Below are 19,951 nucleotides of genomic sequence, written 5' to 3' on the forward strand. Positions count from 1 at the left end.
CCGATAGAAAAAGGAGCCCCCGATGAGCCATTTCCTCGATCGTCTTACGTACTTTTCGCAACCGCGCGAGACCTTTGCGCAGGGCCACGGCCAAACCAACGGTGAAGACCGCACCTGGGAAGACGCCTACCGCGACCGCTGGGCGCACGACAAGATCGTGCGCAGCACCCACGGCGTGAACTGCACGGGTTCGTGCTCGTGGAAGATTTACGTCAAGGGCGGTATCGTCACCTGGGAAACCCAGCAGACCGACTACCCCCGCACCCGCCCCGATCTTCCCAACCACGAACCCCGTGGCTGCGCGCGCGGCGCCAGCTACAGCTGGTACCTGTACAGCGCCAACCGTGTGAAGTACCCCATGGTGCGCGGCCGCCTGCTCAAGCACTGGCGCGCCGCCCTCCTGCTGGCCAAGAGCCCGGTGGATGCCTGGGCGAACATCGTTGAAAACGAATCGGCCAAACGCGAGTGGCAAAAGCAGCGCGGCCTGGGTGGCTTTGTGCGCAGCACCTGGGATGAGGTCAACCAGATGATCGCGGCGGCCAACGTCTACACGATCAAGAAGCATGGCCCTGACCGCATCATCGGTTTCTCGCCCATTCCGGCGATGAGCATGATCAGCTACGCCGCCGGCAGCCGCTACCTCAGCCTGATTGGCGGCGTCTGCATGAGCTTTTACGACTGGTATTGCGATCTGCCCCCGTCCAGCCCGCAAGTCTGGGGTGAGCAGACCGACGTGCCCGAATCGGCCGACTGGTACAACAGCAGCTTCATCATTGCCTGGGGCTCCAACGTGCCCCAGACACGCACGCCCGATGCGCACTTCTTGACCGAAGTGCGCTACAAGGGCACCAAGGTCGTGTCCATCACGCCCGATTACTCTGAGGTGGCCAAGCTCGGTGATCTGTGGATGCACCCCAAGCAGGGCACCGATGCCGCCGTGGCCATGGCCATGGGCCATGTGATCCTCAAGGAGTTCTACTTCAAGGACGGCGGCAAGGGCCGCAGCACCTACTTTGACGACTACGCACGCCGCTACACCGACCTGCCGCTCTTGGTGGTGCTCAAGGAAAAGACGCTGCCCGATGGTCGCACGGTGATGGTGCCCGACCGCTATGTGCGCGCCAGCGACTTTCCCGGCCAGCTCGACCAGTCCAACAACCCCGACTGGAAGACCGTGGGCTACGACGAACTGGGCCAGGTCACGCTGCCCAATGGCTCCATCGGTTTCCGCTGGGGCGCTGATGGCCGCGCCGACGAGGGCCTGTGGAACCTGGAGAACAAGGAAGCGCGCACCGGCAACACTGTCAAGCTCAAGCTCTCGGTGATCGAAGATGGCGAGCAGGCCTACGACGTGGCTGACGTGGCCTTCCCGTACTTTGGCGGTGTGCAGACGCCTAACTTCACGGCCAACGAGCAAGGTGGCGATGTGATGGTGCGCCGCGTGCCGGTGAGTCACCTGGAACTGGCCGGACACGAAGCCCAGGGCCGCGTGATGGTGGCCACCGTGTTCGACCTGCTGGCCGGCAATTACGGCATCGACCGCGGCCTGCCTGGTGAAGAACCCGGCGGCAGCTACGACGCTGACCGCCCTTACACCCCCGCATGGCAAGAATCCATCACCGGTGTGCCGCGCGAGCAGATCATTGCCGTGGCGCGGCAGTTTGCCGACAACGCCGACAAGACGCATGGCAAGTCCATGGTGATCATCGGTGCGGCCATGAACCACTGGTACCACTGCGACATGAACTACCGCGGCATCATGAACATGCTGATGCTGTGCGGTTGTATTGGCCAAAGCGGCGGCGGCTGGGCGCACTATGTGGGCCAGGAAAAACTGCGCCCCCAGACGGGCTGGACGGCGCTGGCCTTTGCGCTCGACTGGATTCGCCCACCGCGCCAGATGAATAGCACCAGCTTCTTCTATGCCCACACCGACCAGTGGCGCTACGAAAAGCTGGGCATGGAAGAGATCCTCTCGCCCCTGGCGGACAAGAAGTCCTACAGCGGCTCGATGATTGATTACAACGTGCGCGCCGAGCGCATGGGCTGGCTGCCTTCGGCGCCCCAGCTCAAAACCAGCCCGCTGCAGGTGGCCAAGGACGCTGCGGCTAAGGGCATGGACGCCAAGGACTATGTGGTGCAGTCGCTCAAGGACGGCAGCCTGCAAATGAGCTGCGAGGACCCGGACCATCCCGACAACTGGCCGCGCAACATGTTCGTGTGGCGCTCCAACATCCTGGGCTCCTCGGGCAAGGGGCATGAGTATTTCCTCAAGCACCTGCTGGGAACCACGCACGGCGTGCAGGGCAAGGACCTGGGCCGCGACGAAGCCAAGCCCGAAGAAGTGCAGTGGCATGCCAATGCGCCCGAAGGCAAGCTGGACCTGCTGGTCACGCTGGACTTCCGCATGAGCACGACCTGCCTTTACTCCGACATCGTGCTGCCCACGGCCACCTGGTATGAGAAGAACGACCTCAACACCAGCGACATGCACCCCTTCATTCACCCGCTGTCCACAGCGGTGGACCCTGCCTGGCAGGCCAAGAGCGACTGGGAGATCTACAAGGGTTTTGCCAAGGCGGTGAGCGAAGTGAGTGTGGGCCACCTGGGCGTCGAAAAAGACGTGGTGCTCACCCCCATCATGCACGACACGGCCGGCGAAATGGCCCAGCCCTATGGCGTGCGCGACTGGAAGAAGGGCGAGTGCGAGCTCATCCCCGGCAAGACGGCACCGCAGGTCACGGTGGTCGAGCGCGACTACCCCAACCTGTACAAACGCTTCACAGCCCTGGGCCCATTGATGGACAAGGCCGGCAACGGTGGCAAGGGCATTGGCTGGAACACGCAAACCGAAGTCGGCCAGCTTGGCGACCTGAACGGCCGTGTGAAGGAAGAGGGCGTGACGCAGGGCATGCCCCGCATCGTGAGCGATATTGACGCCACCGAAGTGGTGCTGATGCTGGCTCCCGAAACCAACGGCCATGTGGCCTGCAAGGCCTGGGAGGCCCTGGGCAAGCAGACCGGGCGCGACCACGTGCACCTGGCGCTGCACCGCGAGGACGAGAAGATCCGCTTCCGCGACATCCAGGCGCAGCCGCGCAAGATCATCAGTTCGCCCACCTGGTCAGGCCTGGAAAGCGAAAAGGTCAGCTACAACGCGGGCTACACCAATGTGCACGAATACATCCCATGGCGCACCCTCACGGGCCGCCAGCAGTTCTACCAGGACCATCCGTGGATGCGCGACTTTGGCGAAGGTTTTGTGAGCTATCGCCCGCCGGTGCACCTGAAAGCGCTGCACGAAGTCGAAGGCAAGAAGCCCAACGGCAACCGCGAGATCGCGCTCAACTTCATCACGCCGCACCAGAAGTGGGGCATCCACAGCACGTACAGCGACAACCTGATGATGCTCACGCTCAATCGGGGCGGTTCGGTGGTGTGGCTGAGCGAAGACGACGCGGCCAGCGCTGGCATTGTGGATAACGACTGGGTCGAACTGTTCAACGCCAACGGCGCCATTGCAGCCCGTGCGGTGGTGAGCCAGCGTGTGAACCCCGGCATGGTGATGATGTACCACTCGCAAGAGAAGATCATCAACACCCCCGGCTCCGAGATCACGGGTACCCGCGGCGGCATCCACAACTCGGTTACGCGCATTGTGCTCAAGCCCACCCACATGATTGGCGGCTACGCGCAATACAGCTACGGCTTCAACTACTACGGAACCATTGGCACCAACCGCGATGAGTTTGTGCTGGTGCGCAAGATGGACCGCGTGGACTGGCTGGACGACGAAGTGTCTGACACCGGCGCACACGCCTGAGCCCCGCAAGGAGAAAAACGATGAAAATTCGCGCACAAATCGGCATGGTGCTGAACCTGGACAAGTGCATTGGTTGCCACACCTGTTCGGTCACCTGCAAAAACGTCTGGACCAGCCGCCCCGGGGTGGAGTACGCCTGGTTCAACAACGTTGAAACCAAGCCCGGCATTGGCTATCCCAAGGAATGGGAAAACCAGGATAAATGGAACGGCGGCTGGGTACGCAACCCGGACGGCTCCATCGCTCCCCGCCAGGGCGGCAAGTGGAAGCTGCTCATGCGCATCTTCGCCAACCCCAACCTGCCGCAGATCGACGACTATTACGAGCCCTTCACGTTCGACTACGACCACCTTCAGTCGGCGCCCGAGAGCAAGGCTGCGCCCACGGCCCGTCCGCGCAGCCTGATCACCGGCAAGCGCATGGAGAAGATCGAATGGGGCCCGAACTGGGAAGAAATCCTGGGCGGCGAGTTCAGCAAGCGCAGCAAGGACAAGAACTTCGACGATGTGCAAAAAGACATCTACGGCCAGTTCGAAAACACCTTCATGATGTATTTGCCGCGCCTGTGCGAGCACTGTCTGAACCCGGCGTGCGTGGCATCGTGCCCCAGCGGCTCGATCTACAAGCGCGAGGAAGACGGCATCGTGCTGATCGACCAGGACAAGTGCCGTGGCTGGCGCATGTGCGTCTCGGGCTGCCCCTACAAGAAGATCTACTACAACTGGCAGTCGGGCAAAGCCGAGAAGTGCATCTTCTGCTACCCGCGCATCGAAGCCGGCCAGCCCACGGTGTGCTCCGAAACCTGCGTGGGCCGCATCCGGTATCTCGGTGTGCTGCTGTATGACGCAGACCGCATCCAGGAAGCCGCCAGCGTGGAGCGCGACCGCGACCTGTACCAGGCGCAGCTCGACATCTTCCTGGACCCGAACGACCCCGATGTGATCCGCCAGGCACGCATCGACGGTATTTCTGACAGCTGGATGGAAGCCGCCCGCAACAGCCCTGTCTACAAGATGGCGGTGCAATGGAAGGTGGCCCTGCCGCTGCACCCCGAATACCGCACGCTGCCCATGGTCTGGTATGTGCCGCCACTGTCGCCCATCACGGCTGCCGCCAACGCGGGCCATGTAGGGGTCAATGGCGACATCCCCGACGTGTCGCAACTGCGCATTCCGGTGCAGTACCTTGCCAACCTGCTTACCGCCGGTGACACCGGCCCTGTGGTGCGGGCACTGGAGCGCATGCTGGCCATGCGTACCTACCAGCGCGACAAGCATGTGGAGCAGCGCCAGAACCTGTCTGTGCTCAAGCAGGCAGGCCTGTCGCTGGCCGAGGTCGAGGAGATGTACCAGGTGATGGCCATCGCCAACTACGAAGACCGCTTCGTGATTCCGTCGGCCCACCGCGAGTACGCTGAGAACGCGTTTGACATCCGGGGCGGCTGCGGCTTCTCGTTTGGAAACGGCTGCTCGGACGGCGCCAGCGAGGTCAGCATGTTCGGTGGCAAGAAGCCGCGGACCATTCCCATCAAAGCGACTGTTTGAGCGACACGGAAGGAACCACCATGTTCAAGAAGAACCCGACCTCTGTGCGCCTGACCCTGCGCGCCCTGGGCTACCTGCTGAGCTACCCCGATGCGCAACTGCGCAGCGTGATGCCGCAGCTCATCGACGCGCTGCAGGTAGAGCAGGCCCTGACCACCGAACGCATGGCCGAGCTCGAAGCCGTGTGCCAGCACCTTGCAGCACTCGACCCGCTGGAAGCCGAAGCTCGCTACGTGGACAACTTCGACCGGGGCCGCCAGACCTCTCTGCACCTGTTCGAGCATGTGCACGGCGACTCGCGCGACCGCGGCCCGGCGCTCATCGACCTGATGCAGACCTACGAAAAGGCCGGCCTGCAATTCCAGGCCGACGAGCTGCCCGACCACCTGCCGGTGGTGCTGGAGTTCGCCTCCACCCAGCCGCCCGAAGTGGCCAAGGAGTTCCTGGGCGAAATGGCCCACATCCTGAATGCACTTTTCAGCGCGCTGGTGGCCAGGAGCAGCCCTTATGCCAGCGTGATTGCCGCCGTGCTCGAAGTGTCGGGACAGCGCGTGCAGTCGGTGGCGCTCACGCCCGAGCCGCCCATGGATGAGGTCTGGGCAGAGCCCGAAGCGTTTGGCGGTTGCAGCACCCAGGGCCAGGCCAAGCCTGACCAGCCACAGCCTGTTCATTTTGTTCGTACCCCCCGCCCCGAGCGGGCACCAGAAGGAGTCTCCGTATGACCGCCTGGCTTGATACCCTGTTGTTCGGCATCTATCCCTATATTTGCCTTTCTGTCTTTTTCATCGGCAGCTGGGTGCGGTTTGACCGCGACCAGTACACCTGGAAAAGCGATTCGTCCCAACTGCTGCGCACGGGCAGTCTGCGCTGGGGCAGCAACTTGTTTCATATTGGTGTGCTGTTCCTGTTTTTCGGCCACACCGTGGGCATGCTCACGCCGCACTTCATGTATGAAGCCTTCATCAGCGCGGGCAACAAGCAGGTGATGGCCATGGTGTCGGGCGGTATCGCCGGGCTGCTGGGGTTTGTGGGGGTTTCTGTCCTGCTGCACCGCCGTCTGTCGGACCCGCGCATCCGCGCCACCTCGAAGACGAGCGACATCGTGCTGTTGCTTTTGCTGTGGCTGCAGCTGGCTCTGGGGCTGGCCACGATTCCGTTGTCGGCCCAGCACCTGGATGGTTCCATGATGATGAATCTGGCCGAGTGGGCGCAACGCATCGTGACCTTCCGTACGGGTGGGGTAGAGCTGCTGGCGGACGCCGGCTGGATCTTCAAGGCCCACATGGCGCTGGGCATGAGCATTTTTCTGATCTTCCCGTTCACTCGACTGGTGCATGTGTGGAGCGGTTTTGGCACGCTGGCCTATGTGCTGCGCCCCTATCAGCTGGTGCGTGCGCGCCGCATGAATTTGCCGCAAGGCCACATGCAGCCCAATGACCAGCGCCGCGCCTGATGTCCACACTGTCAAGGAGCACAACATGAGCCATGGATGTGGATCGGGAGGCTGCGGCTGCGCCTCCACCGGAAACGAAAAGGAAACGGGCGCAAGCACGCTCACCGCCGAACAGGCCGTGGCGTACGAAGCCCTGGCAACGGCCATGGAGGCGGCACCCGTGGCCCAGTCTTCACAGGCGCCGGCAGGCGTGGCGCAGGTGATGCCCTTGGCCGCCATCAACGGCATTGCCTTGCATGAAGTGGGGCAGCTGCTGGACGAGGAAACGCTGCGCCAGCGTGCGTGCACAGAGCTGTTGCGCCAGGCGGCCCAGCAAGCGGGCCTGCTGTCGTCAGATGACATGCCGGGTACCGACGGTGCCACCAGCGCTGCGGCTTCCGCCGCCATCGAGCAATTGCTGGAGCGGGAGTTGCCCATTCCAGAGCCTTCCGAAGAGGCGTGCCGTCGCTACCATGAGGCCCATCCTGCCGCGCACGCCCATGGCGAGCGTGCACAGCTGCGGCATGTGCTATTTGCCGTGACGCCCGGAGTGGATGTGAAACAGCTGCGCCTACGCGCAGAGGCAATGCTGATTGACCTGCGTTGTGCAGACGACGGCGGCGTGCGCTTTGCAGAGGCTGCCAAACAATGGTCCAACTGCCCCAGCGGGCAACAAGGTGGCGACCTGGGCTGGCTGACCCGGGCCGACTGCGCGCCCGAGTTCGCCCGGGAAGTGTTCGGCAGTGCCGAAATTGGTGTGCTCGCACGGCTGGTGCATAGCCGTTTCGGCCTGCATGTGGTCGAAGTGGTAGCCCGCGAGGCGGGGCAGCAGCCTTCGTTTGAAGAGGTGCGGCAGGCGATTGGTCTTACCTTGCGCCAGCAGGCCTGGGTCAACGCCCTGCGGCAATACCTTCAGTTGCTGGCGGGCGCCGCCGTGGTGGAGGGCGTGGTGCTGGATGCGGCGGATTCGCCGCTGGTTCAGTAGTTTTCAAGGGTATGGGCGAATGTCATGCCGGATGAGTTGCTCGATCGCCTGCGTCGGTTCCATGACGATGCTTTCCCCCAATACCGCCAGCAGTTCCAGGACTTGGTGGACGAGGGGCAGCATCCCACCACGCTTTTCATCGGCTGCTCTGACTCCCGACTGGTTCCTTACCTGCTGACCGGGGCAGGGCCCGGGGAGCTGTTTCTTGTGCGCAATGTGGGGGCGTTCATTCCGCCTTACGACGGATCGCATGGCCATCACGGCACCACGGCGGCGATTGAATTCGCGGTGCTCAACCTGAAAGTTCAGCGCATCATCGTTTGTGGCCACAGTCATTGTGGGGCTATCAAGGCGATGTATGGTGAAGTGTCGCCTGAGGCTCCCAACCTGGAACGCTGGCTCGATCTGGGCCGCGAGGCCCTGCTGCCGGTGCAACCCGGACCGGAAGCGTTGCGTCGCACCGAGCAAAGGGCCGTTATTTTGCAGCTGGAGCGGCTGATGGAATATCCTATGGTCCGTAGCCGAGTGCAGGCAGGTCAGATCAGCCTGCACGGCTGGCACTACGTGATCGAGGAGGGGGAAGTGCATGTGTTTGACGTCAAGACGGGGGGCTTTGTGCCCGCGTCGCTGGCTGACAACAGTGGTACGGGGCCGTACCACCCCTATGTGGAACATGACGGGCAGGTTCTTTTGGACGAGCTTTGATTCCTTCTTGACGGATCGCAGGCCACCTGAAGGCGAATATCCAATCATCCGAAACCATGAAGCGCGAACCCAATCCCCCCATGAATTCCACCTCTTCGTTGCAGCCCATCAGCCTGGATGTGCTGCGTGAAAAATACCTCAAAACCGGCGAAACCAGCGCCGAAGACCTCTACCGCCGCGTGGCCCGCGCCCTGGCCTCGGTAGAAGCGCCCGACCTGCGCGAAAAGTACGAAACGCTGTTCCTGGAGAACCTGCATGCGGGTGCCATCGGCGCGGGGCGCATCATGAGCGCGGCCGGTACCGACATCCAGGCCACGCTCATCAACTGTTTTGTGCAGCCCGTGGGCGATTGCATTCAGGGCGTGGACGACGAGGGCTTTCCCGGCATCTATGAAGCCCTGCGCGAGGCCGCCGAAACCATGCGCCGCGGCGGTGGCGTGGGCTACGATTTTTCGCGCATCCGGCCCAAGGGCGCCCAGGTCAAGGCCACGGCATCCGTGGCTTCGGGCCCGTGCAGCTACATGAACGTGTTTGACCAGTCGTGCTCCACCGTCGAAAGCGCGGGGGCGCGGCGCGGTGCGCAGATGGGTGTGTTGCGCATCGATCATCCCGATGTGCACGAGTTCATCACGGCCAAGCGCACACCCGGGCGCTGGAACAATTTCAATGTGTCGGTGGGGGTGTCGGATGCCTTCATCGAGGCTGTCCAGCAGGGCCAACCCTGGGAGCTGGTGCACCGTGCGCGTCCGGGCGCTGTGGCCATGGCGCAGGGCGCCTACCAGCGCGCCGATGGCATGTGGGTCTATTCCACCGTGCAGGCGCGGGCGCTGTGGGACACCATCATGAAGTCGGCCTACGATTTTGCCGAACCGGGCATCCTGTTTCTCGATCACATCAACGAGGACAACAACCTCAATTACTGCGAAGACATTGCCGCCACCAACCCCTGCGGCGAGCAACCCCTGCCGTCCTATGGTTGCTGCGACCTTGGCCCTGTCATCCTGACGCGGTTTGTGCGCCACCCGTTCGGATTCGACGGGTTGCCGGCATTTGACTTCGAGGCCTTCGAGAAAGTGGTGGCCCTGCAGGTCCGCGCGCTCGACAATGTGCTGGATGTGACTTTCTGGCCCCTGCCGCAGCAGCGCGACGAGGCCATGGCCAAGCGCCGCATTGGCGTGGGCTTTACCGGCATGGGCAACACGTTGGCCATGCTGTGCCTGCGCTACGACATGCAGGAAGGGCGCGCGATGGCGGCGCGCATTGCGCAATCCATGCGCGATGCGGCTTATCTCGCCTCGGTGGAGCTGGCCCGCGAAAAGGGAGCCTTCCCCAAGTTCGAGGCCGAGCCCTACCTGGCGGCCGGCACCTTTGCCAGCCGCCTGCCAGAGCCGATCAAGAAAGCCATTCGCAAGCACGGCATCCGCAACAGCCACCTGCTGTCGATTGCCCCCACGGGCACCGTGAGCCTGGCCTTTGCCGACAACGCCTCCAACGGCATCGAACCACCGTTTTCGTGGATGTACAAGCGCAAGAAGCGCGAGGCCGACGGCAGCACCAGCGAGTACGCGGTGGAAGACCATGCCTGGCGCCTTTACCGCGACCTGGGCGGCGACGTGGATGCGTTGCCCGACTATTTCATCTCGGCGCTGGCCATGCCTGCCGAAGGGCATATCGCCATGATGGAAGCAGTGCAGCCCTTTGTGGACACGGCCATCTCCAAGACCGTGAACATCCCGGCCGACTACCCCTACGATGACTTCAAGGACCTGTATCTGCAGGCCTGGCGCGCCCGACTCAAGGGGCTGGCCACCTACCGGCCCAATGCCATCCTGGGTTCGGTGCTCGAAACCCATGCGGCAGAGCCTGCACCGGTGGCTGCGCCTGCAACCCCGTCAGTGGATCCCATGCGCACGGTGATCGAGAGCCGACCCAAGGGTGGGCTTTCCGCGGTGGCCGAGAAGGTGGAGTACTGGACGCAAGAGGGCCACAAGACGCTGTACCTCATTGTCTCGTTCCTCCCGGTGCCCACGGGCGTTGGCTCGGGAACGGTCGATCGCGCCATTGAGTTCTTCATGCCGGTGGGCCAAAGTGGCGAGTCGCAACAGTGGATCACTGCCAGCATGCGTTTGCTGTCCCTGGCGGCGCGTGGCGGTTTTCTGGAGCGGGCACTTTCTGACATGCGCAAGGTGGCATGGGACCGCGGCCCCGTGCGCCTGGGTACGCACCAGAAGGATGACGGCACCCGCGTGCCCATGTGGCACGACTCCGAGGTGGCGGCCATGGCCTATGCCGTCCAGAACATCCTGGCGCGGCGCGTGACCGATCCGGTGCAGCAGGTGCTGCCCCTGGAGGAGCCGGCATCGCAGGTCAGTGGCATGCCGCCCGCCATGGCGGGCAAGAAGTGCACCGAATGCGGTGCGCACGCCGTCATCCGCAAGGATGGCTGCGACTACTGCACGCAGTGCGGCCACCTGGGGACCTGTGGGTGACAACCCGGCCCGTCATTCCGGTGCGGGTGGCGTCCGGTAAACCTTCCGCGCAGGCGCTGGCAAACATGGACAAGCGCTGGCGCGTGCGTTACCTGATGCTGGCGCCGCACCGCCTCGGTTTCTTTTTGGCCATGGTGGTGCTGGTGGCGTCGGGCCTGTGGTGGGCGCTGGTGCAACTCGATCGGTCCACCGGCTGGCTTGCCTTGCCCTCGGTGATATCACCCACGCTGGTGCATTCGGCGGTCATGGCGTTTGGCTTTATTCCGCTGTTCTTTTCGGGATTCCTTTTCACCGCCGGCCCCAAATGGCTGGGCGTGGAGGCCCCGCTGGCGAAGGACCTGCGCGTGCCGCTGTTCTCGCTGGCGGCGGGTTGGCTGCTGTGGCTGGTCGGCGCGCACCTGCACGCAGGTGTGGCATGGGCAGGGCTGGCACTGGCCTGTGCCGGGCTGGTCTGGATGACCGTGCAGTTCTGGGGGCGTATCCGGCGCAGCCAGGCGGAGGATCAGCTCCATGCCCGAGTGATCGGCACCGCCTGTGTGGTGGGGTGTGTCAGCCTGGCAGGGCTGTTGCTCAGCGTGGTTTTCGAAGCGCATGCGACAGCGCGCGCGTGGATCTTCACGGGGCTCTGGGGCTTTGTGGTGGTGGTCTATGTCACCGTGGCGCACCGCATGATTCCGTTTTTTACCTCCAGTGCCATGCCCATGGTTCAGGCCTGGCGCCCGTTCTGGGTGCTGTGGCTGATGCTGGCGGCGGCGGCGCTGCAGGTGCTGGCTGCTTGGCTGGAGCTGGCTGGAGTGCCGTCCAGCGCGGCTGGCACGGCATGGTTGCTGGTGCACGGCACGCTGCAATTGATGGTGGGCGGCGTGCTGGTCTGGCTGGCCTGGGTGTGGGGGCTGGTGCAAAGCCTGAAGAACAAGTTGCTGGCCATGTTGCACATCGGCTTTCTGTGGCTGGGTGTGGCGTTCCTGCTGGGTGGGGTGTCGCAGTGGCTGGTGGGCACGCTGGGCATGGGAGTGCTGGCACTGGGAGCGCTGCACGCGCTGACCATGGGCTGCCTCGCCTCGCTGATGCTGGCCATGGTCACGCGTGTGTCCTGCGGCCACAGCGGCCGCGCGCTGGTGGCTGACCGCATTGCCTGGTCGCTGTTCTGGTGCCTGCAGGCGGCTGCGCTGCTGCGCATCGCAGCGTCTGTTCCGGGCATCGCCGGGCTCTCTTTGCCGTGGTTGTTGCCCGTGGCGGCCGGCCTGTGGGCTGGCACCATGGGAGTCTGGGGGCTGCGGCTGGGGCGTTGGTACGGTTGCCTGCGTGCCGATGGGCGACCGGGCTGATGCATGGATCTGCCCATGGCTGACACGCCCGTGCCATTGAACAACGTGCCCGTTGCGGCGCACCCCGCTGTCTCGGACGACGGCGCAGTGGCCGCCATGGCCACGGCGCTGATGCAGTCGCGCCAGACCATCCTGCCCAAGCGGCTGGGCGCCCCCGGTCCGGGGGCTTCCGAGCTGGCCACCATCGTCAATGCCGCAGCGCATGCGCCAGACCATGGCCAGCTGCTGCCCTGGCGCTTTGTGCTGGTGCCCGAGGCCGCGCGCCCTCCATTGGCCGAGGTGTTTGCGCAGGCGCTGCTGGAGCGTGATCCCGGTGCCACGCCCGAGCAGTGCGGCCAGGCCCGCGAAAAAGCCTTCCGTGCGCCAGTGCTGATGCTGGTGGTGGTGGATGGCGAACGCGGCGACCCCGAGATTGACTTGGCCGAGCGGCTGCTTTCAGCGGGTTGCGCCGTGCAGAACATGCTGCTGATGGCCACCGCACAGGGCTATGGATCGGCGCTGACCAGCGGCAAAGCCCTCAAGGCGGCCAGCCTGCGGGCGTTGTTTCGGCTGTCGGCTTGCGAGCAGGCCCTGTGCTTTATCAGCATTGGCACCGTGCTGTCGCGCAAGGCGGCGCGTGCGCGCCCCATGGCAGGCACCTACGTCAGCACGCTGGACGCAGACCGGGGCGTGGTGCCTGGATTCTGACCCTTGCCAACTTCTTTCATTGCGAGATTTTTTCCATGGATATTTCCAGCTTCGACGATCTGCTGCAAGCCGCGCGCATGCAGCCCGAACCCCAGCGTCTTCTGTTTGTGTTTGCAGCGGTTGAATTGCCCGACGATGCCACCCCCGCCCAGCGCGCGCGCTTTGAAGCCGGGCAGGGCGGCGCCCTGGTGCCGCTGATGTGTGTGGACAAAACCCCACAGGAGTTGCCCTCGTTCAGTGCCCTGGTGGAAGAGGCCCGCCAGTTCACTGCCCCCGGCCACGACTGGGCCATCGTGTTCGCTGCGGCCCTGTCGGGCACGCTGAACCAGGCCCCCAGCAGCGCCGATGCCGAGGCGCCCCTGCAGCGCATGGTCGATGCCATCAAGGGCGGCGCGCATGGTGCCTACATTCCGTTTGACCGGCAGGGTCAGCCGGTCCGGTTCGGGTGAGCGCCGAGATGGGCACGACCTCCGCCTTGCCCGGTTTCAATGCCCCTTCGGTGGGGTTTGAGCAGCCCTTTGCCATGCTGGAGGCATGCCACGAGCGCGTGCAGCGCACGCTGGCCCTGCTGCAGCGGCTGCGCGCCCATGTGCTGGAGCACGGCGCAGATGTGCCCGCACAGCAGGCCGCGCGCGACGTGCTGCGCTACTTTGACATCGCGGCGCCCCTGCACCATGAAGACGAGGAGCTGCATGTGTTTCCGCTGCTCCTGGCGCAAGGCTCCCCTGACGTGGCTGCGCTGGTGCGGCGCCTGCAGGACGACCATGCCTGCATGGCCGCCGACTGGGCTGATGCACGCAAGGCGCTTCAGGCCCTGGTCGATAGCGATCTGAAGGGGTTCAGCGATGCCGATGGTGCAGCGTTTGACCAATTCACGGCCCGGTACGACCGGCACATCGCCGACGAGGAAACCGTGGCCTACCCTTCGGCACAAGCCCTGCTGGCAACGCCTGCGCTGCAGGCCATGGGCAACGAAATGGCTGCCCGACGCAAGGCGCCGCCGCCAGTGCGGCAATAATTCAAAAAAGATAGCTGTTCGCGCTTATTGGATAAGCGCCAGAGCTCGATTTGCCTAAAAATCGCTTCGCAAAGAGCGACGCCTGCCATGCCCCAAGGGCATGGGCGCGCTGCACGAGGCTGGGGCGTGCACGCTGGATACTGGCGGGCTCGTATGCGTAACCCTCTGCTTTTTGCCCGCGTGGCCATCACCTTGGCCCTGGCCTGGGCTGCCGCCGCCGCCTGTGTGGCACTGCACACCCCGCTGCCCTGGATGATCGGCCCGCTGCTGGTCACCTCGCTGCTGTCCATCGGTGGCGCACCCACCGAAAGCTGGGCCCCGCTGCGCAATGCTGGCCAGTGGTCGATTGGCGCCTCGCTGGGACTTTATTTCACGCCGCAGGTGGTGGCGCTGGTGGCCAGCCTGTGGTGGGCCATCGCGCTGGGCATTGTGTGGGCGCTGGTGCTGGGCTGGCTGTTTGGTGTTTGGCTGTACCGGGTTCATGCGCCGCGTATGCATGGCGTGCCGGCGTCGATGATGCGGGCCACCAGCTATTTCTCGGGGGCCATTGGCGCGGCATCTGAGATGACACTGCTGGCCGAGCGCGAAAATGCCCGCACCGACCTCGTGGCCGCCAGCCACAGCCTGCGCCTGCTGATCGTCACGGTGACCATTCCCTTTGCGCTGCAGTGGAGCGGCCTGCATGGCCTCGATATCCTGCCGCCCACCGTGCGCGCAGTGAGCTGGCCGGGGCTGGCGCTGCTGGCCCTTCTTACCGGTGCGGGTGCGCTGGTCATGGACCGGCTGGGCCGCGCCAACCCCTGGTTCATGGGCGCGCTGGTGGTGTCGATGGGGCTGGCCATGGCGGGCGTCACACTGTCGGCCGTGCCGCAGGGGCTGGTCAACGCGGCCCAACTGGTGATTGGCGTGAGCCTGGGCGTGCGGTTTCGCGCCGACTTTTTGCGCACCGCGCCGCGCTGGCTGGCCACGGTGGCCGGGGGCACGCTGGTGCTGATGGGCGTATGTGCGCTGTTCGCCTGGTTGCTGGCGCGGGCCACCGGGCTGCCCTGGGTCACGCTGCTGCTGGGCACTTCACCGGGGGGAATCACGGAAATGGCCATCACGGCCAAGGTGCTGCAACTGGGCGTGCCGGTGGTCACGGCGTTTCAGGTGTGCCGGCTGATTGCCGTGCTGGTGCTGGTGGAGCCCTTGTTCCGGCGCATTTACCCGCCGACGGCTTGAGCGGCGACGCAGGGCGACCGGCATCGGGCAGAAAAAAAGGGGCGATGCCCCTTTTTTTCGATCACACCTTCTCAGTGCACCACCACCGGGTTTTGCGCCAGACCGGCATAGCGGTCCAGTGCGTCTTCCACTTCTTCCTGGGTTGGGGTGTCGCGTTGCCAGGCCAGGATCTGCTGCTGGAACATTTCGGCCCAGGAACCGTCCAGGTACACCTCTTTGCCCGAGCGCTTGTCCACAATTTCGAAGCCGTGGCGGGCCAGCTGCGGTGCTGGCGGCGCGGTGTCATTGAGTGGCCCCCCTTTTTGCTCGACGGCATCAGGCAGCATGTGGACCACCACAAAAGAGTCAGAGTCGTAGAGCATTTGCATGGAGTTCCCCCAGTCGATATATGAATCAGATGACAGCGGGTGGGCAGAGTTCAAGTCCCACGGCTCCCGGTACCTGATGCTTTGCAGTATTTCACGAAAAAGGGGCTGTGCCGGATTCGTGGGGGCTTTTCGCCGCAATGGCGCCCGCAAGCAACACCGAACGCCCGGCTTGGCCAATCAGGGCGGCCCGCTGCTGCTCAGACGCAGATCGGCAAAGTCGCCATTGGCCTGGGTGAGGCGGATGCGCACGGGTACATAGCCCAGATCGGGCGCCAGCCACAGCTCGGCCTTCTGGTCGTAGTCGCGGCGCGGCAGGCGCAGCAGCTTCCAGGCCGGGGTGGGGCCGGCGGGCAGGTCCAGTGTTTCCTGCTCCTCGATCGAGAAAGTCCAGCGGTCGGCGCTGCGGGCGCTGACGGTGGTCAGGGTGACCTGGGTGCCGGGCACAAACCGCGCCGGGTCGGCCGCCAGCAGCGCACCGAGCTGGATGAATACGCTCAAGCGGTCCTGCACGCCGGGGCCCACGGCCGCCTGCGGGGTGTTGGCGCTGAAGGTAACGCGGCCCTGGGCGTGGTCAAAGTGGGCCGCCTGTTCACTGCGCGAACGATCTGCAAAGCGCTCTGGCTGCAGCCCTTGTGGCGTAACCTGGCCCACGCTGCTCTGGGAGCGGCTGCCCACCAGAAAGGCGCTGATCTCTTGCCGGGCTTCGTAACGGCTGCCGTCGTGCTTCCATAGCAGCTCGGCGCGCGCGTTGTAATTGAACTTTTTCGCTTGGCCATTCACGTCAAACGTCAGGCGCACCGGCGCGGGCAGGCGCACGGCGGGCGCGGCTGTGCTGGCCATGCGGCCCGTGCCGCCACCGGGCGGGCTGATGTCCACGCCTGCGCCCGTGCCGCTGTCCTGGGCTGTGGCGGGGGCCGTGGCAGGGGCGGGGCTTTCGGGGCTGGGGGATGGTGGCGCTACCGCACTGGCCGGGGGCTGCGGGGCTGTGGCCACCACCTCTGCTTGCGCTGTCGCTTCTGTCTCGGCGGTTGCCTCGGAAGAGGGCGTTCCCTGGTCGTCTTCCGCCGGAGCCGATGGTGGTGATTCACCGGTTTCGACGGGGCTTTGGGCCTGTGCCTGGGGCTCTGGCGGCGGTGCGGTGGCCGCTGCCTTCGCCTTGGGGAGCGTGGTGCGGGGCTGCGGCGCGGGTTTCTTGCGCGCGGCGGCGGGGCGGGCGGGTGCCGGAGATGCCTGCGCCACCACGGGGCGGGGCGGCGGTGGGGCAATGTTGCGGGTGCTGAAAACCGGTGCCGCCGGGGCTGCGGATGGGGTGCCGTCCCAGTCCAGGGGCATTCCTTGCAGCACCAGCCAGTGCAGCGCCAGCACCAGAAGGGTCAATACAAGCAGCGGCCGGCGTGGCATCACAGGGGCTCCGGCGGGTGTCAGGCGCAGCCCGCGCCCAGGTCTTGCGAGAGCTGGGCAGCGGCGACGCGCAAGGGGGTGTCGATGGCGCCGCCCCAGTTGGGATCGAACGTGGCTACCGAGCCCAACGTGGTGATGCCCAGCACCAGGTGGCCGTCGGCGTCGAACACCGGCGCACAGAACGCAACGATGCCGGGCAGCAGCGTGTCCACCACGCGGGCCGATCCGTGCGTGCGCACCTCGGTCAGCAGGGTATCGACCGCCGCCGCGGTGGTGGGCAGATCGGTGCGGCGTAGCTTGGCGGCGTGGGCCAGCTCGTCCTGCAGCATGGGGGCCACGGCCTCGCGCGGCATGTGGGCGGCAAAGCAGCGGCCCGTGGCCGAAGACAGCAGTGGCATCACATCGCCCAGGCGCAGGTTGGCGGTAACGGCCTGGGACGACTCTTCCCAGTGCACGATGGTCGGCCCCCGGTTGCCCCACACCGCCAGGGCGAGGGTGTGGCCAATGGTCTGCATGAGTGCAGGCATGCGTTCGCGCGCCAGGCGCACCGCATCCAGGCGCGACAGCGAGGCCAGGCCCAGCTTGAGCGCCGCCGGGCCCAGGTCGTAGTGTGCGGTGCGGCTGTCCTGCACCACCAGCCCCAGGCGCTGAAAGCTCACCAGATAGCGGTGGGCCTTGGCCGCGCTCATGCCGGCCGAGGCCGCCAGGTCTTTCAGCATGAGCGGCCCGCGCGAGCGCGTCAGCCCCTCCAGCAGCAAAAACCCCACCTCCACGGACTGGATGCCTGCACGTTCTTTGTCCATGTGCACTAAAATTTGCAAGTTTTGTTTAGTTAAATCAATTTCACCCAGCGTAATTTTTGCTGGGCGCGAGCGCCATTTTCACCAAGACAAAGGTTCTGTCCCCATGAAACTCGCCACCTACAAAGACGGCTCGCGCGACGGCCAGCTGCTTGTCGTCTCGCGCGACCTAGGCACGGCCCATTATGCGACCGGCATAGCCAGCAAGCTCCAGCAGGTGCTGGATGACTGGAACTTCCTTTCGCCCCAGTTGCAGGACCTGTACGACCAGCTGAACAGCGGCCGCGCGCGCCATGGCTTCCCGTTCGATCCCAAGCAGTGCATGGCCCCGCTGCCGCGCGCTTACCAATGGGCCGATGGCTCTGCGTACATCAACCATGTCGAACTGGTACGAAAAGCGCGCAACTCCGAAGTGCCCGCAAGTTTTTACACCGATCCGCTGATGTACCAGGGCGGCAGCGACGACTTCATCGGCCCCTGCGACGATGTGGTGGTGCCCAGCGAGGCCATGGGCATTGACTTCGAGGCCGAAATTGCCGTGGTCACCGGCGACGTGAAGATGGGTGCCAGCCCCGAGCAGGCCCTCGACGGCATTCGCCTGGTGATGCTGGCCAACGACGTGAGCCTGCGCAACCTCATTCCTGCCGAGCTGGCCAAGGGTTTTGGCTTCTTGCAGAGCAAACCCGCCACTGCGTTCAGCCCTGTGGCTGTGACGCTCGACGAACTGGGTGACGCCTGGGACCACGGCCGCCTGAACCTGGTGGTGCATTCCACCTGGAACGGCCGCAAGGTGGGCATGTGCGACGCCGGCCCGGAGATGACCTTCCACTTCGGCCAGCTGATTGCCCATGTGGCCAAGACACGCAACGTGCGCGCCGGCTCCATCATCGGCAGCGGCACCGTCAGCAACAAGGGCGTGGAGCAGAGCGGTCGCACCGAGTGGCCCAAGGGCTACAGCTGCATCGCCGAAAAGCGCTGCATCGAAACCATCCAGGACGGCCAGCCCAGCACCGAGTTCATGAAGTTCGGCGACACCATTCGCATCGAAACCAAGGGCCCGGACGGCGCCAGCATCTTCGGCGCGATCGACCAGGCCATTGCGCCGCCTGCAGGCGCGTGAGCAGGGTTGGCGAGAAAATGTGAATGAAAAGTGCCTGTAGCGCTTATGGGTAAAGCGCTATAAGCTATTATAATAATAGCAAATACTACAGTACCCCGGTGCAGTCTGGCACCCTGTCACCTGCGCTGGCTGCCGCCTGGCGGGTGCCCGGAAATCACATGGCTACCTGAGGCGCACGCGACGCCAGAGCGTACCGGTGAAAAGGCCACATGGATGGCAAGGGTGTGTTTCGGGGGGTAACTAGACGACCGGTCTAATGGCGGCACAATGCACCCGTGACCACCGAACAGCAACCCCTCGTCAAACACCACATCCTGCGCTGCGGCGAGCGGCTGATTGCCGCCAAAGGCTTTGTGGGTGTGGGCCTGGCCGAAATCCTGGCAGCGGCGGGCGTACCCAAGGGGTCGTTTTATCACTACTTCGGCAGCAAGGAGCGCTTTGGCGAAGCGCTGCTGGCGCAGTACCTGGAGCGCTATCTGGCGCAACTCGACACGCTGCTGCAGCCCGACGATGCCGGCACCCCGGCGCGGGCGCGGCTGATGCGCTACTGGTCTTACTGGAACGTGTCGCAGTGCGGCACCGCCCCCGCTGACGCAGCCGTTGATGGCTGTGCCACCGAAGCCGCAGGCGCCCGGTGCCTCATCGTCAAGCTCAGCGCGGAGGTGGCCGACATGTCCGAGCCCATGCGTCTGGCGCTGCGCCGGGGCACCGACGACATCGTTCAGCGCATCGCCCTGTGCCTGCAGCAATGCCAGAACGAGGGCGCGGTGCCGGCCCGTGCCGACACGGCGGCCCTGGCCCTGACCTTGTACGAGCTGTGGCTGGGCGCCAGCCTGCTGGCCAAACTGCGCCGCGATGGCACGGCGTTCGAACATGCCCTGAAAAGCACCGAGCAGCTGCTGGACATGGCACCCGCCTGAAAGACGGCCCATGCGTTCTGGCACACCTTGTTTTCACCCCACTGACGCTTCCTCGCGCGCCGGCTCCCTTTGCGGCAACCCTGCGATCACCGTCTCCCACTCAACCCCCG

Annotated in this window: 17 protein-coding genes; 14 read left to right on the plus strand and 3 right to left on the minus strand. The window is 64.7% G+C overall.

What is annotated here, in order from left to right; translation table 11 throughout:
- Window positions 1-22: 22 nt before the first annotated feature.
- From B7Y64_RS07705 to B7Y64_RS07760, 12 genes are all read left to right on the plus strand, one after another.
- Window positions 23-3,823, plus strand: coding sequence for a nitrate reductase subunit alpha (locus B7Y64_RS07705; protein ID WP_291327095.1), 3,801 nt, complete (start codon window positions 23-25; stop codon window positions 3,821-3,823).
- Between the two features lie 20 nt (window positions 3,824-3,843).
- A complete protein-coding gene (gene narH, locus B7Y64_RS07710) occupies window positions 3,844-5,367 on the plus strand; it encodes a nitrate reductase subunit beta (RefSeq protein ID WP_291327093.1) in 1,524 nt (507 codons plus the stop codon).
- A 20-nt stretch (window positions 5,368-5,387) separates the two neighbouring features.
- On the plus strand, window positions 5,388-6,089 hold the full coding sequence (narJ, locus tag B7Y64_RS07715) for a nitrate reductase molybdenum cofactor assembly chaperone (protein WP_291328623.1): 702 nt from the start codon (window positions 5,388-5,390) through the stop codon (window positions 6,087-6,089).
- The gene (gene narI / locus B7Y64_RS07720; RefSeq protein WP_024813172.1) at window positions 6,086-6,820 is read left to right on the plus strand and encodes a respiratory nitrate reductase subunit gamma; all 735 of its coding nucleotides are present in this window, start codon (window positions 6,086-6,088) and stop codon (window positions 6,818-6,820) included. Before narJ ends, narI begins: the two co-directional genes overlap by 4 nt.
- Before the next feature lie 202 nt (window positions 6,821-7,022).
- Complete coding sequence (locus B7Y64_RS07725; protein WP_236637053.1) at window positions 7,023-7,784, plus strand: peptidylprolyl isomerase; 762 nt, start codon at window positions 7,023-7,025, stop codon at window positions 7,782-7,784.
- 24 nt (window positions 7,785-7,808) lie between these two features.
- Window positions 7,809-8,489 carry a carbonic anhydrase gene (locus B7Y64_RS07730; RefSeq protein ID WP_111866300.1) on the plus strand — a complete coding sequence of 227 codons (681 nt, stop codon included), beginning with the start codon at window positions 7,809-7,811 and terminating at the stop codon, window positions 8,487-8,489.
- A gap of 56 nt (window positions 8,490-8,545) precedes the next feature.
- Window positions 8,546-10,978 (plus strand): adenosylcobalamin-dependent ribonucleoside-diphosphate reductase, encoded by a 2,433-nt coding sequence (locus B7Y64_RS07735; RefSeq protein WP_114655312.1) that lies wholly within the window; start codon window positions 8,546-8,548, stop codon window positions 10,976-10,978.
- A complete protein-coding gene (locus B7Y64_RS07740; RefSeq protein ID WP_291328625.1) occupies window positions 10,975-12,306 on the plus strand; it encodes an NnrS family protein in 1,332 nt (443 codons plus the stop codon). Before B7Y64_RS07735 ends, B7Y64_RS07740 begins: the two co-directional genes overlap by 4 nt.
- Before the next feature lie 15 nt (window positions 12,307-12,321).
- Window positions 12,322-12,993, plus strand: coding sequence for a nitroreductase (locus tag B7Y64_RS07745; RefSeq protein ID WP_291328627.1), 672 nt, complete (start codon window positions 12,322-12,324; stop codon window positions 12,991-12,993).
- Between the two features lie 35 nt (window positions 12,994-13,028).
- A complete protein-coding gene (locus B7Y64_RS07750; RefSeq protein ID WP_291324104.1) occupies window positions 13,029-13,442 on the plus strand; it encodes a ribonucleotide reductase subunit alpha in 414 nt (137 codons plus the stop codon).
- Window positions 13,443-13,450: 8 nt separating this feature from the next.
- Window positions 13,451-14,011: a hemerythrin domain-containing protein gene (locus B7Y64_RS07755; RefSeq protein ID WP_291324103.1), complete on the plus strand. Its 561-nt coding sequence runs from the start codon at window positions 13,451-13,453 to the stop codon at window positions 14,009-14,011.
- Window positions 14,012-14,164: 153 nt separating this feature from the next.
- The gene (locus B7Y64_RS07760) at window positions 14,165-15,232 is read left to right on the plus strand and encodes an AbrB family transcriptional regulator (protein ID WP_291324102.1); all 1,068 of its coding nucleotides are present in this window, start codon (window positions 14,165-14,167) and stop codon (window positions 15,230-15,232) included.
- 71 nt (window positions 15,233-15,303) lie between these two features.
- Here the strand turns inward: B7Y64_RS07760 and B7Y64_RS07765 are convergent, their stop codons facing one another.
- The 3 genes from B7Y64_RS07765 to B7Y64_RS07775 form a co-directional block, all read right to left on the minus strand.
- On the minus strand, window positions 15,304-15,600 hold the full coding sequence (locus tag B7Y64_RS07765) for a DUF3567 domain-containing protein (protein ID WP_024813163.1): 297 nt from the start codon (window positions 15,598-15,600) through the stop codon (window positions 15,304-15,306).
- 177 nt (window positions 15,601-15,777) lie between these two features.
- On the minus strand, window positions 15,778-17,001 hold the full coding sequence (locus B7Y64_RS07770; RefSeq protein ID WP_291324101.1) for a DUF3108 domain-containing protein: 1,224 nt from the start codon (window positions 16,999-17,001) through the stop codon (window positions 15,778-15,780).
- Between the two features lie 20 nt (window positions 17,002-17,021).
- Complete coding sequence (locus tag B7Y64_RS07775; RefSeq protein ID WP_024813161.1) at window positions 17,022-17,804, minus strand: IclR family transcriptional regulator; 783 nt, start codon at window positions 17,802-17,804, stop codon at window positions 17,022-17,024.
- A 103-nt stretch (window positions 17,805-17,907) separates the two neighbouring features.
- On the opposite strand from B7Y64_RS07775, the gene B7Y64_RS07780 reads away from it, so the two are divergent.
- Together B7Y64_RS07780 and B7Y64_RS07785 are read left to right on the plus strand one after the other, a co-directional pair.
- Complete coding sequence (locus B7Y64_RS07780) at window positions 17,908-18,921, plus strand: fumarylacetoacetate hydrolase family protein (protein WP_291324100.1); 1,014 nt, start codon at window positions 17,908-17,910, stop codon at window positions 18,919-18,921.
- Between the two features lie 275 nt (window positions 18,922-19,196).
- Window positions 19,197-19,841, plus strand: a complete 645-nt coding sequence (locus tag B7Y64_RS07785; RefSeq protein ID WP_291324099.1) for a TetR/AcrR family transcriptional regulator — start codon at window positions 19,197-19,199, stop codon at window positions 19,839-19,841.
- Window positions 19,842-19,951: the final 110 nt, after the last annotated feature.

Source organism: Acidovorax sp. 35-64-16, assembly GCF_002281195.1.
Lineage (GTDB): Bacteria > Pseudomonadota > Gammaproteobacteria > Burkholderiales > Burkholderiaceae_C > Acidovorax > Acidovorax defluvii.